The organism is Stenotrophomonas cyclobalanopsidis, assembly GCF_008710035.1.
GTDB lineage: Bacteria > Pseudomonadota > Gammaproteobacteria > Xanthomonadales > Xanthomonadaceae > Stenotrophomonas > Stenotrophomonas cyclobalanopsidis.
On record NZ_VYKI01000004.1, the window covers coordinates 51257 to 67315 of the forward strand.

General features: G+C 67.4%; 16 protein-coding genes. 11 read left to right on the plus strand and 5 right to left on the minus strand.

What is annotated here, in order from left to right; translation table 11 throughout:
* The first annotated feature begins 32 nt into the window (after nt 1-32).
* Both FJU31_RS04695 and dnaQ read left to right on the plus strand, forming a co-directional pair.
* Complete coding sequence (locus tag FJU31_RS04695) at nt 33-926, plus strand: LysR family transcriptional regulator (RefSeq protein ID WP_150453701.1); 894 nt, start codon at nt 33-35, stop codon at nt 924-926.
* 55 nt (nt 927-981) lie between these two features.
* Nucleotides 982-1491, plus strand: coding sequence for a DNA polymerase III subunit epsilon (gene dnaQ, locus FJU31_RS04700; protein ID WP_150453702.1), 510 nt, complete (start codon nt 982-984; stop codon nt 1489-1491).
* Nucleotides 1492-1511: 20 nt separating this feature from the next.
* Here the strand turns inward: dnaQ and FJU31_RS04705 are convergent, their stop codons facing one another.
* Complete coding sequence (locus FJU31_RS04705; protein WP_150453703.1) at nt 1512-2360, minus strand: hypothetical protein; 849 nt, start codon at nt 2358-2360, stop codon at nt 1512-1514.
* Nucleotides 2361-2522: 162 nt separating this feature from the next.
* Complete coding sequence (locus FJU31_RS04710) at nt 2523-3761, minus strand: glycosyltransferase (protein WP_150453704.1); 1239 nt, start codon at nt 3759-3761, stop codon at nt 2523-2525.
* Nucleotides 3762-4044: 283 nt separating this feature from the next.
* On the opposite strand from FJU31_RS04710, the gene rpmB reads away from it, so the two are divergent.
* From rpmB to FJU31_RS04740, 6 genes are all read left to right on the plus strand, one after another.
* Nucleotides 4045-4281 carry a 50S ribosomal protein L28 gene (rpmB, locus tag FJU31_RS04715; RefSeq protein ID WP_005411638.1) on the plus strand — a complete coding sequence of 79 codons (237 nt, stop codon included), beginning with the start codon at nt 4045-4047 and terminating at the stop codon, nt 4279-4281.
* 10 nt (nt 4282-4291) lie between these two features.
* Nucleotides 4292-4459, plus strand: coding sequence for a 50S ribosomal protein L33 (rpmG, locus tag FJU31_RS04720; protein ID WP_170272460.1), 168 nt, complete (start codon nt 4292-4294; stop codon nt 4457-4459).
* Between the two features lie 177 nt (nt 4460-4636).
* Nucleotides 4637-6055: a cardiolipin synthase gene (gene cls / locus FJU31_RS04725; RefSeq protein WP_150453846.1), complete on the plus strand. Its 1419-nt coding sequence runs from the start codon at nt 4637-4639 to the stop codon at nt 6053-6055.
* Between the two features lie 21 nt (nt 6056-6076).
* A complete protein-coding gene (locus FJU31_RS04730; RefSeq protein ID WP_150453705.1) occupies nt 6077-7498 on the plus strand; it encodes an FAD/NAD(P)-binding protein in 1422 nt (473 codons plus the stop codon).
* 9 nt (nt 7499-7507) lie between these two features.
* The gene (gene uvrD, locus FJU31_RS04735) at nt 7508-9700 is read left to right on the plus strand and encodes a DNA helicase II (protein ID WP_150453706.1); all 2193 of its coding nucleotides are present in this window, start codon (nt 7508-7510) and stop codon (nt 9698-9700) included.
* A gap of 125 nt (nt 9701-9825) precedes the next feature.
* Complete coding sequence (locus tag FJU31_RS04740) at nt 9826-10380, plus strand: hypothetical protein (protein ID WP_150453707.1); 555 nt, start codon at nt 9826-9828, stop codon at nt 10378-10380.
* Between the two features lie 122 nt (nt 10381-10502).
* Here the strand turns inward: FJU31_RS04740 and FJU31_RS19265 are convergent, their stop codons facing one another.
* Nucleotides 10503-10649 carry a hypothetical protein gene (locus FJU31_RS19265; protein ID WP_188115452.1) on the minus strand — a complete coding sequence of 49 codons (147 nt, stop codon included), beginning with the start codon at nt 10647-10649 and terminating at the stop codon, nt 10503-10505.
* 229 nt (nt 10650-10878) lie between these two features.
* Between FJU31_RS19265 and FJU31_RS04745 the strand changes: the two genes are divergently transcribed.
* A complete protein-coding gene (locus FJU31_RS04745; RefSeq protein ID WP_079224261.1) occupies nt 10879-11325 on the plus strand; it encodes a universal stress protein in 447 nt (148 codons plus the stop codon).
* Between the two features lie 102 nt (nt 11326-11427).
* On the opposite strand, the gene FJU31_RS04750 is transcribed toward FJU31_RS04745, so the two are convergent.
* Both FJU31_RS04750 and FJU31_RS04755 read right to left on the minus strand, forming a co-directional pair.
* The gene (locus tag FJU31_RS04750) at nt 11428-11871 is read right to left on the minus strand and encodes a helix-turn-helix domain-containing protein (protein WP_150453708.1); all 444 of its coding nucleotides are present in this window, start codon (nt 11869-11871) and stop codon (nt 11428-11430) included.
* 129 nt (nt 11872-12000) lie between these two features.
* Nucleotides 12001-12285: a DUF2782 domain-containing protein gene (locus FJU31_RS04755; RefSeq protein WP_150453847.1), complete on the minus strand. Its 285-nt coding sequence runs from the start codon at nt 12283-12285 to the stop codon at nt 12001-12003.
* A 97-nt stretch (nt 12286-12382) separates the two neighbouring features.
* Between FJU31_RS04755 and polA the strand changes: the two genes are divergently transcribed.
* Together polA and FJU31_RS04765 are read left to right on the plus strand one after the other, a co-directional pair.
* Complete coding sequence (gene polA, locus FJU31_RS04760; protein WP_150453709.1) at nt 12383-15157, plus strand: DNA polymerase I; 2775 nt, start codon at nt 12383-12385, stop codon at nt 15155-15157.
* Nucleotides 15158-15471: 314 nt separating this feature from the next.
* Nucleotides 15472-15957, plus strand: a complete 486-nt coding sequence (locus FJU31_RS04765) for a DUF421 domain-containing protein (protein ID WP_150453710.1) — start codon at nt 15472-15474, stop codon at nt 15955-15957.
* Nucleotides 15958-16059 lie beyond the last annotated feature (102 nt).

Below are 16059 nucleotides of genomic sequence, written 5' to 3' on the forward strand. Positions count from 1 at the left end.
GATTGCCAATCCCAAACAATCACGGCCCGCCCATGGACCGTTTCGAGGCGATGCGCGCCTTCGCCCGCGTGGTGGAAACCGGCAGCTTCACCCGTGCCGCGCACACCCTGCAGGTCAGCCGCACCACGGTCACCCAGCTGGTGCAGCAGCTGGAAGCGCACCTGCGGCTGCGGCTGCTCCACCGCACCACGCGGCGGGTCAGCGTCACCGCCGATGGCGGGGCCTACTACCCGCGCATCGCGCGCCTGCTGGCTGAGCTGGAAGAAGTGGAGGGCGGCCTCGGCGATGCTGCCAGCCAGCCACGCGGGCGACTGCGCATCGACGTGCCCGGTCCGTATGCGCGGCTGCGGCTGGTGCCGGCGCTGCCGGATTTCCATGCGCGCTATCCGGACATCCAGCTGGACATCGGCGTCAGCGACCGCGAGGTGGATGTCATCGCCGACAACGTGGACTGCGTGATCCGTGGCGGTGCGCCCGCCGATCCGGCGCTGGTCGCGCGGCCGCTGGCCAGCCTGTCGATCGGCTTCCACGCCAGCCCCGCCTACCTGCAGCGCTTCGGAGTGCCCGCGCACCCGCGCGCGCTGGAAGGGCCGGACCATCACATGGTCGGCTTCCTCAGCCCGCGCACCGGTCGCGCACGCGTGTTCCTCGCCCAGCGCGGTGATGAGCGCATTGAAGTGCAGGGCCGGCATGCGGTGGGCTTCGATGATGGCAGTGCCTACCTGGCCGCCGGCGTGGCGGGCCTGGGCGTGGTCGCGCTGCCGAGCTACATGGCGGACCCGCACGTGGCCAGCGGTAAACTGCAGCCGGTGCTGCAGGACTGGCAGCTGCCGCCGATGCCGATGCACGTGATGTTTCCGCCGAACCGGCACATGAGCCAGCGCCTGCGGGTGTTCATTGACTGGGTGGTGGAGGCGTTGGGGTGACACGCGCCGCGCATGCGAAAATCATTACTGCACGCATCAGGAAACCGCCACACGCATGAGCCGCATCGTCGCACTGGATACCGAAACCACCGGCATTTCCCACCGCATGGGTCACCGGGTCATCGAAATCGGTGCGGTGGAACTGATCGATGGCCAGCTCAGCGGCCGCCAGTTCCACACCTACCTGCAGCCGCAGCGCTCGGTGGACTGGGGCGCGCAGCGCGTGCACGGCATCAGCGACGCGATGCTGGTCGGCAAGCCGCTGTTCTCCAGCAAGGCCGCCGAGCTGCTGGAATTCCTGCGTGGCAGCGAGATGGTCGCGCACAACGCCACCTTCGATGTGGGTTTCCTCGACAACGAGCTGCGCCTGGCCGGCATGCCTGGCAGCCTGGCCCAGCATTGCCGCATCACCTGCAGCCTGAAACTCGCGCGCGGGCGTTGGCCCGGCCAGGGCAACAAGCTGGACGATGTGCTGCAGCGCCTGCGTATTCCCGGTAATCGCGGCCTGCATGGCGCGCTGAAGGATGCGCATCTGCTGGCGCAGGTGATTCCGCACCTGCGTTGATGAATCTCCGATGGCGGCATCTACATCTGTGCAGGCGGAGTCAAGCACAGATTGTCGTCATGGACGCGATCAAACCTGCAGATCTGTTCAATGTGTTGCCGCGCCTCTGGTGAAAACCAGCCCAGAACTTCGATCAAGTGTCTGTGCCTGTCTCGCAGATCCTGATGGAAGGTGACCGGCTCATGGTGGAACACTCGATTTCTTAGTGCGCGCGCAGCTTCGACACGCTTTTGGACTTTTGCTCTGGTTCTCCAGGACTTGGGAACGCCAGGCAGAACCGTACCGAGGAGAGCAGGCCACGCAGCCCGTCTTCCATTTTCATAGGCGAAGTGAAACATCCCGCACCAGAATCCGAAGCTGAGCTCGGCAACGACCCGATCAGGATGGTGCGGCCTGTTACGCTTCGTCAGTTCTGTTCGTGCATCACTGACAAGCCTTGCATGGTTTGCATTGAGCCAAGCCTGTTCGTACCAATCGAGCGCTCCGAAGTGCTGGCTGAAAGCGTTGTGAATGCGATTGCGCATCACCACTTCCAGCATGTGAAGCACGGGATACATCGCCTCGCACAGCGTGATGTTTCTGGCGTGCCTCGCGACTGCCTCAACGCCACAACTTCCGTATGAGTGGGGTGCAGGCGTATTTCCTTGAGCCTGGGCAGCAGGGGCGGGTGCCTGCTGGGCGGCAAGTGCCCCGGCCAGTGCTGCGGCCAATGCACCAGCAGGTGCTTGATTGGCCGGATTGATTACAGGCGCTTCTGCGACAGGGGCCGGCAGACCGTAAGGTGCAAGCCTGACCGATGAAACGGCTTCCACAACTCCGTCGGCGGTCTTCACATCGATGAGTGATGCCCAGTGGGGGCTCTTGAACACGGTTTGATCTTCCCCTAGCATTCCCTGCGCACACCCCGGCCAGCTCCTCTCCTCACATGCTTTTCGTGAGTGATGGGTCCGGGGTTTTTTATTGTCGGCCGAGCGTCCGTAATGCTTTCCGAGAAATCTGATGGGCTGCTTGGCCGGTCTGACAGAGCACGTTCAACGTTCTACAACAACGTCTGGCTTGCTGTAAGGTCGAATTCCGTCAATCGCGGCGACCGCAGTAGCCACCCCATCTTCGCCAGCCATCGCCGCACCCAGTGCAGCGGCACGCGCACGCGCAGCGCTGTCCTCGGCGAACGCAATCGCTGCCGCAAGCGTGGCTGCATCCAACCGCTTCGGTGACAGCGGCGCAGGCGCGACACCCAGCGCCTGCAGGCGCCGCGCCCAGAAGAACTGATCGGCGGCGAACGGCATCACCAGCGAAGGAATCCCGGCGCGGCACGCCGAATGCGTGGTGCCGCTGCCGCCATGGTGGATGGCCAGCGCACAGCGTGGGAACAGTGCTTCATGCGGGGTCGGGCCGAGCACGAACAAGTGCGCTGGCAATGCACTTGAGGGCAGCCCGGCCCAGCCCGGAAACAGCAGTATTCGGCGCGGCGCCAGCGCCTGCAGCAAGGCCGGCAGCACGCGCTCGCGGTCGAAGCCGGTCATGCTGCCGAAGCCGAGATAGACAGGCGCGGGCCCGGCATCGAGGAAGGCCTGCAGGTCGGCGGGCGGTGACCACGGTTGTTCCGGCATCCGCCATTGCCCGCACACCACGTGGTCGGCCGGCCAGTCGGCAGGCGGCGGCAGCAGCTGCGGGGAGATGCCGTACAGCATCGGCAGGCCGGTCCACAGCGTGCGGCGCGGCGGTTGCCCCAGTGCGGCGCGTGCGGCGTTGATCGGCCCGCGGAAGGTGCGCCACACCGCCTGGTTGACCAGCCCGTAGCTGGCCCGCCGCAGGACGCCTGGCAACGGCATCGGCGGCAGGAAGGGCGACGCGAAGGCGCGCGTCGGCGTCAGTGGAATCATGCCGGTGCCGATGGCCGGAAGGCCATGACGCTCGGCCACGCTGAGGCCGACCAGCGCGGCCAGCCCGCCGGTCAGCACGGCATCGCAGCCGGCGGCGGCCGCATCGGCCTGCGCCATCCAGGCCGGCACGTGGCGGCCGGCCATCCGTGCCAGCCCGCGCGAGGCGGCGGCCAGGTTGTTGCCGCGTGCCACCAGGGCCACCACTTCGTCGTGGATGTCGCCTTCCAGCGCCGCGTGCGGCACGCCCAGTTCGCGCGCGCTGCCCAGCGTGCCCTGTTCGGCCAGCAGCAGTACCTCGTGGCCGGCCTGGCGCAGCCCATGGCACAGCATCACCAGGGGGCGCGTGTCGCCTTCGGTTCCATAGGTCAAGGCCAGCAGTCGCATCGGGGGTTTCACGGGTGGGGCCGTCAGTATGGCCGGCCCCGCCATGAACGGGGCGTGCCACGTTCAGTCACCTCGCCTGTGGGTAACTTGCGCAAGTGCTTGAGCCCGTGCATAATGCGCGGCTCGCTGTGTCCGGTTTTCTACCGGGCGGCGCCCCCGGGAGCACGTCCCCGGCCGCCCAACGCCAGCGTAACCCTTTGATTCTCTTGACGTGTGGTGGGTAACCACCGAGGCCGCCGTCTCCCGGGCTACGGGCTGACACAACTTACTATCGAGGTGCGCAATGTCCCGCGTATGCCAGGTTTCCGGCAAGCGAGTGCAGACGGGTAACAACGTCTCGCACGCCAACAACAAGACCCGTCGTCGTTTCCTGCCGAATCTGCACGAGCGCCGCTTCTGGGTTGCCAGCGAGAACCGCTGGGTGAAGCTTCGTGTTTCCGCGCATGCACTGCGCACCATCGACAAGAACGGTATCGATTCCGTTCTGGCTGAGCTGCGTGCGCGCGGCGAAAAGGTCTGAGGAGTAGACGATCATGGCAGGCAAGCGCGATAAGGTCCGTATGATTTCGACCGCTGGTACCGGTCACTTCTACACGACCGACAAGAACAAGAAGAACACCCCGGGGAAGATGGAATTCTCCAAGTACGATCCGGTCGTGCGCAAGCATGTCCCGTACAAGGAAGGCAAGATCAAGTAATCCGCGAGGATTGCTGGTCGCTTCCAGGAAAACCCGCCCGCGTGGCGGGTTTTTTTGTGCCTCACGCCAGGTAGATGCCAACCTTGGTTGGCACATGGGTTCAAGGCAGTCGAGCATGGCTCGACTCTACAAGGGGGGCTGGGCAGAATGACCCCCACACCTCTGACGGGCGACGCGATGCTGTTCGAGTGGCTGCTGGGTTCCTACCTGCTGTTGATCGACTGGCTCATCCGGCTGGTCGCGCTGTGCTGGATCCCCACCCGTACCACGCCGGGGGCGGCGCGCAGCTGGCTGCTGCTGGTCGGCTTCGTGCCGCTGCTGGGCCTGCCGCTGTACCTGCTGTTCGGCCACCCCTGGCTGTCGCGCGAACGCATCCGCCGGCAAGCCGAGGCGTCGCAAGTCATCCGCGAGGAACAGGCGCTGCAGCACCGCCTGCGCTGGACCCCGACGGCCGACACCGCCATCGCCGAGATCGTGCCGCTGGTGCAGCGCCAGGGTGATTTCATGCCGGTGCATGGCAACGCGGTCGACCTGCTCACCGACTACGACGAATCGCTGCACACCCTCATCGCCGACATCGACCAGGCCGAGGACCGCGTCCACCTGCTGTACTACCTGATGTTCGACGACGCGGTGGGCGAGGCCATCGTCGAAGCCCTGCAGCGTGCCGCCGCGCGCGGTGTGCAGTGCCGCGTGCTGCTGGATGCGGTGGGTGCCAAGCGCGGCCTGCGCGCCTATCGCAAGCGCCTGCAGGCGCGCGACATCGAAGTGCGGGCGATGCTGCCCGGCGGCCTGCGCTGGCGCCGCAGCGGGCGCATGGACCTGCGCAACCATCGCAAGATCGCGGTGATCGACAACGAACTGGCCTACGTTGGCTCGCAGAACCTGGCCGGGCCGCGCTTCGTGCCTGGCCACCCCAACCGCGAGCTGGTCGCGCGCGTGCGCGGCCCGGCGGTGGCCCACCTGGAGGCGGTGTTCGCCAGCGACTGGTACATGGAAACCGGGCAGCGCCTGGACGTCATCGCCGACGTGCCCGAGTGCGGCGACGACATCGCCACCCAGCTGCTGCCCAGTGGCCCGGCATACCCCTACAGCAACGCGCGCGATGCGGTGGCGGCGCTGATCCATCTGGCGCGACGACGGCTGGTGATGGTCACGCCGTATTTCGTGCCTGACGAAGCGACGCTGAGCGCGCTGCGCATCGCCGCGCTGTCCGGCGTGAAGGTTCAGCTGATCCTGTCGGCCAGCAACAACCAGCGGCTGACCTCGTGGGCGCAGGAGGCGTACTACGAGGAACTGCTGCGGTGTGGCGTGCAGATTGCCCTGTACGAGCCGCAGTTCCTGCACGCCAAGCACATGAGCGTGGACGAGGACATCGCCGTGCTCGGCTCGATCAACATGGATATCCGTTCTTTCGCGCTGAATGCCGAGATCGGCCTGATCTGCTACGACCGGCCGCTGGTGCAGCAGCTGTGCGCCATCGAGGACGACTACCTGCGCCAGTCGCGCCTGCTGGACCTGGAGCAGTGGCGCCAGCGCCCGGCCTGGAAGCGCAGCCGCGAAGGCATCGCGCGGTTGGCCGATGCGTTGATGTGACCGCGCGGGTCGTCGCCTCGCATGGCCTACAATCGGTGCATGACTGATTCATCGCGACATGGCGAACTGGACCTGGCCATCATCGGCGGTGGTGCCGCCGGTGTGCTGGTGGCGATCCAGGTGTTGCGCCAGGCCCAGGCGCCGCTGGTGCTGGCCATCTTCGAGCCCGCCTCGCAGCTGGCACAGGGCATCGCCTACGCCACGCCGTGGCCGGAGCACCTGCTGAACGTGCCCGCAGCGAAGATGAGCGCTTTCCCCGACCGGCCCGGCGATTTCCTCGATTACCTGCAGGCCGTCAACGCTTACCCGGGCGAGGCGCGCGAGCTGCTCGGCGAGCGATATGTGAGCCGCCACCACTTCGCCGCCTACCTGCAGCAGCGCCTGCAGGACGCGGCGGCCGCCAGCCCGGCGCAGCTTCAGGTTATCGCTCAGCCGGTGCTGGGCCTGCAGCCGGATGACCACGGCTTCCACCTGCAACTGGGTGATGGCAGCACGCTGCACGCGGCGCAGGCGGTCATCGCCACCGGCAACAGCATGCGCCCGCTGCCGGTGGCCGGCGCCGATGCGCTGCCTGCCGACGACGTGGTCGAGGCTTGGGACTATGACAGCGTGCGCACCCTGGCCGGTGCCCATGCGCTGGCCATCGTCGGTTCCGGCCTGAGCATGGCCGACACCGTACTGGCCCTGGTCGCCGCCGGCCATAGCGGTCCGCTGCACGTGATCTCGCGCCACGGCCTGTTGCCGCTGCCGCATGCACACGGTGTGTTGCCGGACTTCGACCCGGCCGTGCTGCTGCCGATGACCCTGCGCCAGCGCGTGCGGGCCCTGCGTTGCTTCGCCCGGCAGACGCAGGCCGATGGCCAGCCGTGGCAGGGCGTGATGGATCGCATCCGCCCGCATGGCCAGGCGCTGTGGTGCAGCCTGGACGAAACCGACCAGCGATGCTTCCTGCGCCATGTGGTGCGCTATTGGGACGTGCACCGCCACCGCATCGCCGAGGATGTCGATGCCCAGCTGCAGGCCCTGCAGGCCAGTGGCCAGCTGCACCTGCATTGTGCCCGGCTGCAGCGCATCTGGCGCCAAGGCGACGCGCTTCACCTGTCCGGTCGCGATGCCGCTGGCGGTGAACAGCAGTGGGCGGTCGCCGCCGTGGTCAATGCCACCGGCGTCGAGACCCGCGCCAGTGCGCTGCGCAACCCGTTGCTGCTGCAGCTGCTGGCCGACGGCCTGGCCCGCCCCGGGCCGCATGGCCTGGGCCTGGACAGCAGCGTGCCGGGCGACCGCCTGTGCAGCCGCAGCGGTGCGGCGCAGGCGCGGTTGGGCGCGCTCGGCAGCCTGCGCATCGGCAGCCTGTGGGAAAGCCTGGCCGTGCCTGAACTGCGTCAGCAGGCGCAGGCCCTGGCCACGCAGGTGGTCGCAGGAGCCGCGACGGCGATGCCGTAAAATGGCGGCATGGATGTCTCCCACCTGCTCGATGGCCTGAACCCGGCCCAGCGCGAAGCCGTCTCCGCTCCCCCCGGCCACCACCTGGTGCTGGCCGGTGCCGGTTCCGGCAAGACCCGCGTACTCACCCACCGCATCGCCTGGCTGCATGAAGTCGAAGGCGTGCCGACCCACGGCATTTTTGCGGTGACCTTCACCAACAAGGCTGCCGGCGAGATGCGCCACCGCATCGACGCGCAGCTGCCCAACGGCAGCCGCGGCGCGTGGATCGGTACCTTCCACGGCCTGGCCAACCGCCTGCTGCGCCTGCACTGGCAGGACGCCAAGCTGCCCGAAGGCTTCCAGGTCATGGATTCGGACGACCAGCTGCGGCTGGTCAAGCGCGTGGTCCAGGCGCTGGAAATCGACGACAGCAAGCATCCGCCCAAGCAGATCGCCTGGTGGATCAACGAACAGAAGGATGAGGGCCGGCGCCCGCAGCACATCCAGCCCGAGCCGCATGATGCGTGGCTGGAAACCATGCGCCAGGCCTACACCGAATACCAGGCGCGCTGCGACCGCGCCGGCCTGGTCGACTTCGCCGAGCTGCTGCTGCGCGCGCACGAACTGCTGCGCGACAACCCGCCGCTGCTGGCGCATTACCGCGCGCGTTTCCGCGAAATCCTGGTGGACGAGTTCCAGGATACCAACGCCATCCAGTACGCCTTCGTGCGCGTGCTGGCCGGGCACGAAGGCCATGTGTTCGTGGTCGGCGACGATGACCAGGCCATCTACGGCTGGCGCGGCGCCAAGGTCGAGAACGTGCAGGGCTTCCTGCGCGATTTCCCCGGCGCGCAGACCATCCGCCTGGAACAGAACTACCGTTCCACCGCCAACATCCTCGGTGCGGCCAACGCAGTCATCGCGCACAACCCGGACCGCATCGGCAAGGAACTGTGGACCGACAGCGGCGACGGCGAGCCGATCGACCTGTATGCGGCCTACAACGAGATGGACGAGGCGCGTTACATCGTCGAGCGCGCGCGGCAGTGGGTGCGCGATGGCGGCAGCTATACCGAAGTGGCCGTGCTCTACCGCAGCAACGCGCAGTCGCGCGCGCTGGAAGAAGCGCTGCTGAGCGAACAGGTGCCGTACCGCGTGTATGGCGGCATGCGCTTCTTCGAGCGTGCTGAAATCAAGGACGCGCTGGCCTACCTGCGCCTGCTGTCCAACCGCAATGACGATGCCGCCTTCGAGCGCGCAGTGAACACGCCGACCCGTGGCATCGGCGAGCGCACCCTGGATGAGGTGCGTCGCGAGGCGCGCGCACAGGGCATCTCGCTGTGGGAGGCCACTATGCTGGTCACTCAGGGCACGGCCCTGGCCGCGCGTGCACGCAATGCGCTGGCCGGCTTCCTGGCGCTGGTCAACGAACTGCAGGCACAGACCCTGCACATGACCCTCGCCGAGCGCGTGGACCATGTGCTGTCGCGCTCGCAGCTGCGCGAGCACTGGAGCAAGGAAAGCCGCAATTCGCTGGATTCGGAATCGCGTACTGACAACCTCGACGAACTGGTTTCGGTGGCCTCGCGCTTCCTGCGCCGCGCCGACGACATCGAGGAAGTGGGCGAGGACATGGACGAGCTGGTCGCGTTCCTGGCCTATGCCGCGCTGGAGGCCGGTGAGGGCCAGGCGCAGGCGGGCGAGGAAGGCGTGCAGCTGATGACCCTGCACTCGGCCAAGGGCCTGGAGTTCCCGCTGGTGTTCCTGGCCGGCATGGAAGACGGCCTGTTCCCGAGCGCGCGTTCGCTGGAGGAAAGCGGCCGCCTGGAAGAAGAGCGCCGGCTGGCCTACGTGGGCATCACCCGCGCGCGGCAGAAGCTGGTGCTGTGCTACGCCGAATCGCGCCGTATCCACGGCCAGGACAACTACAGCCTGCCTTCGCGCTTCCTGCGCGAGATCCCGCGCGAGCTGCTGCACGAAGTGCGGCCGAAGGTGCAGGTCTCGCGGCCGGCATCGCTGGGCAGCAGCCGGGTGATGGGCCAGGCCTCGATCGAGGCGCCGCCGCTGAAGCTGGGCGCGCTGGTGACCCATCCCAAGTTCGGCGAAGGCATGGTGACCGACTATGAAGGCAGCGGCGCCCACGCCCGCGTGCAGGTCGAGTTCGCCGACGCCGGCAGCAAGTGGCTGGTGATGGCCTACGCCACCCTGACGGTGATCTGATCACCGTCGAGGGGGCGCCGGGACACCTGTAGCGCCGAGCCCATGCTCGGCTGATTTTCCCGGCGCACGCAGCCGAGCATGGGCTCGGCTCTACAATAGGCCCCACATCTTCCAGGAACGCCCCCATGACCGAGCCGACCTTCCACGTCACCGTGAAGTTGAATGCGAAGCTGCAGCCGGAGCATCGCCACGAGCTGTTCGAAGATCCGCTCGATGCGCTGCTGCAGGCTGCCCAGCTGGGTGAGTTGAACGGTGGTGGCACGGCGATCTCCGACCTGGGCGAAGTCGAGTACGGCGATATTGAAGTGGCGCTGGTCGATGCGGACGGTGTGCCGAAGCTGATCGACCTGCTGGAGCAGTTGGGCGCACCGAAGGGTTCGCAGGTGCAGCGTGTGGGCGAGGATGATCGCGCCTTCGGCGTCACCGAGGGCCTGGGCATCTACCTGGACGGCCTGAACCTGCCGGACGAAGTCTACGAGCAGTGCGACTCCAACCACGTGTTCGAGCAGCTGTCCGATAACATCGATGGCCTGGGCGAGATCTGCAGCTGGTGGCAGGGCCCGACCGAGACCGCGCTGTACATGTACGGCGAATCGTTCGAGAAGATGCGTGATGCGATCGCGGCGTTCGTGGCCAGCTACCCGCTGTGCCAGAACGCGCGCATCGTGCAGATCGCCTGAGCAGGCGTGTCTTCGGCATCGTGCCAATCTGGTTGGCGGGGCGCCGTCGCATGTTCCGGTAGGTGCCAACCTCGGTTGGCACGATGCTGCCGGTCACAAAGAGCAGTCGAGCAAGCTCGACTCTACCGGCTTGCGGCCTGCTGCGCGTTCTCGCGCAGGGCCAGGTGCTTACCCACCTGGTAGCCGCTGTAGAACAGAACGAACGCGGCGGCCACGGTCAGCAGAGTGTTCCGTGGGGTGATCCATGACGTTGGCTTGCGGTCCTGCATGTGCGTGCTCCCCGCGGGCGGCGGCATGCCGCGCGGCCAGCATGCGCCACCCAGGGTAGCCGGGCAAGCGTGACCCCAGGCGCCCGGCCGGGCATGCCCGTTGATTCGTCCCGCCGGGCATGGCCCGGCGCTACCCGTGGGCACGGATTGATCCTGCTCAAGGCGCGGCCTGCACATCGGGTGTGCAATGGTGGTGTTCCCAACTGGCACCCCGCCAAGGAGGCGCACCATGTACACCCGCATCCTGATCGCCACCGACGGCTCCGAGCTGTCCGATAAGGGCCTGGCCAAGGGCCTGGAGCTGGCGAAGGATCTCAATGCCGAGGTCGATATCGTTACGGTCTCCGAGCCGTGGGCGGTGGGCATGTATGACGCCATGGGCTGGAGCGTGGGCTACATGAACAGCCCGGAGTACAAGGCCGACCGCGAGGAGGGCGCGCAGAAAGTGCTGCAGCCGGCGCTGGCCAAGGCCGCCGAGCAGGGCATCCGCGCCAATCCCATCCATGTGCTGGACCGCTACGCCGCCGACGGCATCATCGAGACGGCCGGCGAGCGCAACAGCGATCTGATCGTGATGACCTCGCATGGCCGCCGTGGCGTGACCCGCGTGCTGCTGGGCAGCCAGACCGCCGAAGTGCTGGCGCGCAGCACCCTGCCGGTGCTGGTCATCCGCTGATCGATACCTGCGGTTTCAAGCGTTCCCGGGGAGGGGACCCGGCGCCGGCACGCAGGACGCGTGCCGGCGCCACCTTCCCGCCGATGGCAGCAACATGCCCGCTCAGGACAGCAGCGGCCCCCGTGTACGCTGCCTGCAGGCGAGCCGCCAATCGGCCGGCGACATGCCGAACTGCGCCAGGAACGCGCGCTGGAACTGGCGCTCTGACGCGAATCCGACTTCATACAGCAACCAGGTGAGACGGCAGCCCGGATCACGCGCCAGATGGCGGTGCGCCAGCCAGGCCCGGCACTCGCGGATGTAGCGCGCGACCCCGCCGTGGGCCTGGAACAGCCGGTAGACCGTGGAGCGGGACATCCCGAAGGCCTCGCAGATCATCTGCTCGCCCAGTTCGCTCTCACCCAGGTGGTCGTCGATGTAATCGAGGATGCGCAGCAGGCGCGGGTCGGCCGTGCCGTTGCGGCTGATGCGCGCGCGTGCGTTGCTGCGGCACAGGTCGGCGGCGAGGGATGCCACCAGCGATGGGGTTGCCGGTTCAAGGTTCATGGCAGCGCGATCCCGGCCCACTTGCGGGGCCTGTCATGGGATCAACCGTAAGATCCGGCGCGAACCTATCACCCGCCGGCCCGGGGGTCGGATCCCTTTCCGCAGGAAAGGGCTCTGACCCCATGTCCATCACCAGCTGTAGAGCTTCCAGTACACCGGCGAGACGCCGTCCTTGTCGTTGTCCATGCGGCCATCGCCGTTCTTGTCGTACATGTAGAACGGTGCGCCGCGCGACGGGGTCACCTTGACCATGCGCAGCTGGCCGGACACGCGGTACTCCTCGATGAGGTCACCATTGTCCATGGTGCGGCTGGACACTTCGGCGCCCTTCACGTCCACCGGGGGAGCGCCTGCACCACCCATGCTGGCGCAGCCAGCAAGCAGCAGCAGGGAAGCCAGCATCAGGGTCTTCATCGGCAGGGCCTTGGCATCGATCGGAGCCTGATTATGCCCCATGGATGCGTCGCCGCCGTGTCGCCGCGGTGCAGGCAGGGGCGCGTAGAATCGTCGCATGAGCAGATTAGTCCTGATCGACGGGTCCAGTTACCTGTACCGCGCGTTCCACGCGCTGCCGCCCCTGTCCAACGCACAGGGCGAGCCCACCGGCGCGCTGTTCGGCGTGGTCAACATGCTGCGCTCGACGCTGAAGGAGCGACCGGCCTACGTCGCCTTCGTCGTCGACGCACCGGGCAAGACCTTCCGTGACGACCTGTACGACCAGTACAAGGCCAACCGCCCGCCGATGCCCGATGACCTGCGCAGCCAGGTCGAGCCGATGTGCCGCATCGTCGAAGCGCTGGGCATCAGCATCCTGCGCATCCCTGGCGTGGAAGCCGACGATGTGATCGGCACGCTGGCGCTGCAGGGCGTGGCGCAGGACCTGAAGGTGACCATTTCCACCGGTGACAAGGACTTCGCCCAGCTGGTGCGTCCGGGCATCGAGCTGGTCAACACCATGACCGGCAGCCGCATGGATTCCGACGCCGCCGTGATGGACAAGTTCGGCGTGCGCGCCGACCAGATCGTCGACCTGCTGGCGCTGATGGGCGACACCGTGGACAACGTGCCCGGCGTGGAGAAGTGCGGCCCGAAGACCGCCGCCAAGTGGCTCGCCGAATACCAGCATCTGGATGGCGTCATCGCCGCCGCGCCGAGCATGAAGGGCAAGATCGGCGAGAACCTGCGCGCGGCGCTGGACCGCCTGCCGCTGAACCGCGAGCTGGTGACCATCCGCACCGATGTCGAGCTGGATGCCTCGCCGACCACCCTGGCCCTGCGCGAACAGGACGTGCCGGTACTGACCGAGCTGTATGCGCGCTACGGCTTCACCCAGGCGCTGAAGGAGCTGGGCGGCCCGCTGCCGGCACCGGCCGCCGCCAGTGAAGCCACCCCGAGCCTGCGCGGCACCGCCGCCGGCTTCGCCCGGGGCAGCGCCGAAGCGCCGGCCGCCGCTGCGCTGGACCCGGCGCTGTCCGCGCCCGGCGAATACGAAACCGTGCTGAGCAGCGAACAGCTGCAGGCCTGGGTCGAGCGTGTGCAGCAGGCCACGCTGATCAGCTTCGATACCGAGACCGATGCGCTGGATGCCATGCGTGCACGCCTGGTCGGCGTCAGCCTGGCGGTGGAGCCGGGCAAGGCGGCCTATATCCCGGTCGGCCACGATTACCCCGGTGCGCCGGCGCAGCTGCCGCTGCAGCAGGTGCTGGACGCGCTGCGCCCGGTGCTGCAGGACCCGGCGAAGAAGAAGCTGGGCCAGCACGGCAAGTACGACCTGCACGTGCTGCGCCGCCACGGCGTGGACGTGCAGGGCTACCACGACGACACCATGCTCGAGAGCTTCGTGCTCAATTCCACCGCCACCCGCCACGACATGGATTCGCTGGCCCAGCGTTATCTGGGCTACACCACCATCAAGTTCGAGGACGTGGCCGGCAAGGGCGCCAAGCAGATCCCGTTCTCGCAGGTGGGCATCGACGAAGCCAGCCGCTATGCGGCCGAGGACGCCGACATCACCCTGCGCCTGCACCATGCGCTGCAGCCGCAGCTGCTGGCCGAGCCGGCGCTGGACAGCGTGTACCGCGACATCGAGATGCCGCTGGTGCCGGTGCTGACCCGCATCGAAGCCAACGGCGTGCGCATCGACGCCGATGAGCTGCGCCGGCAGAGCCAGGACCTGTCCTCGCGCATGCTGGCCGCGCAGCAGAAGGCCACCGAGCTGGCCGGGCGCAGCTTCAACCTGGATTCGCCCAAGCAGCTGCAGGCAGTGCTGTTCGACGAGCTGAAGCTGCCGGCGGTGGTGAAGACGCCCAAGGGCCAGCCGAGCACCAATGAAGAGGCGCTGGAGGCGATCGCCGACCAGCACGAGCTGCCGCGGGTGATCCTTGAGTACCGCGGCCTGGCCAAGCTGCGCAGCACCTACACCGACAAGCTGCCTGAGATGGTCAACCCGGACACCGGCCGGTTGCACACCAGCTACCACCAGTCCGGCGCGGCCACCGGCCGCCTGTCCTCGTCCGACCCGAACCTGCAGAACATCCCGATCCGTACCGAGGATGGCCGCCGCATCCGCCGCGCCTTCGTGGCGCCGGAAGGCTTCCAGCTGCTGGCGGCCGATTATTCGCAGATCGAGCTGCGCATCATGGCCCACCTGTCCGAGGATCCGGGCCTGGTACGCGCCTTCGAGCAGGGCGCCGACGTCCACCGGGCCACCGCCGCCGAGGTGTTCGGGCGCGCGCTGGAAGAGGTGACGCCCAACGAGCGCCGCGCTGCCAAGGCCATCAACTTCGGCCTGATGTACGGCATGAGCGCCTTTGGCCTGGCCCGCAACCTGGGCATCGACCGCGGCCAGGCGCAGGATTATGTCGCGCTGTATTTCAGCCGATATCCCGGCGTGCGCGACTTCATGCAGCGGATGCGCCAGCAGGCGCGCGAGCAGGGCTATGTGGAAACGCTGTTTGGTCGCCGCCTGTACCTGAACGACATCAACGCCCGCAACCAGGGCCTGCGCGCCGGCGCCGAGCGCGCAGCGATCAACGCCCCCATGCAGGGCACGGCCGCAGACATCATCAAGCGGGCGATGGTCTCGGTGGACCAGTGGCTGCATGACAGCGGCGCCCCGGCGCGGATGATCCTGCAGGTGCACGATGAACTGGTGTTCGAAAGCGAGGCCGGTTTCACCGAGGAGCTGCGTAAGAACGTAATCGAGCGCATGTCGCAAGCGGCCCAATTGCGGGTGCCGCTGGAGGTTGATACCGGCGTCGGGGTTAACTGGGACGAGGCGCACTGACTCGCATTCAGGCTGATAACGCCATGAATCGTTCATTTGCCGGGTTTTTCTGACTCGAAGATGAATGTTCCCGGCAGGGGTCCACAATAAATTGGGCCCCTTCACGAACCGTTAGTGTTCGGAGTGTTTCTATAACTCTCGACAGGCGCAACGCCTGTTGTGGATCTCTCCCATCCCCTGGAGCAGATCTCGGAACGGGGGCTCCTCCCCAAGCGCCCGTTCCCCGGCCCCGTTGACCTCCCCCTGGTCAGCGGGGCTTTTTATTTGTGCCTCGCTGCGCCACGCTGGGGCATCGCTTCGCAGGGGAAACCGCAATGCCCGATCTGTTCGCACTGGCGATGCCGTGGTGGGAATTCGTCCTGCGCGCGGTGGTGGTCTATGTCGTCGTGCTGGGCATGGTCCGGCTGGGCGGCAAGCGCGCGCTGGGGCAGATCACCCCGTTCGATGTGCTGCTGATCGTGCTGCTGGGCAACGCGGTGCAGAACGCCCTGCTGGGCACCGACACGTCGCTGGGCGGTGGCCTGCTGCTGGCCGCCACGCTGATCCTGCTGAACTACGGCGTGGGCTGGCTGACCACGCGCAGCCGGCGCATGGAACGCATGATCGAAGGCGAGCCGGTGGTGATCGCCCGCGACGGGCGCCTGCTGGCGGCGGTGCTGCGTCGTGAGCTGGTCAGCACCGCGGATTTCGACGCCGCGCTGCGCCAGCAGGGCTGCCTGCGGGTGGAGGACGTCGAACTGGCGCTGCTGGAAACCACCGGCCACATCACCATCATTCCGCGGCAGAAGGCGGCCGGGTGATACCGCGCGCGCCCTGGTAGAGTCGAGGGGGGGGGGGGGGGGGGGGGGGGATGGGGGGGGGGGGGGGGGGCCCGAGCCTCTACACCCACACGGGGGGGGCCC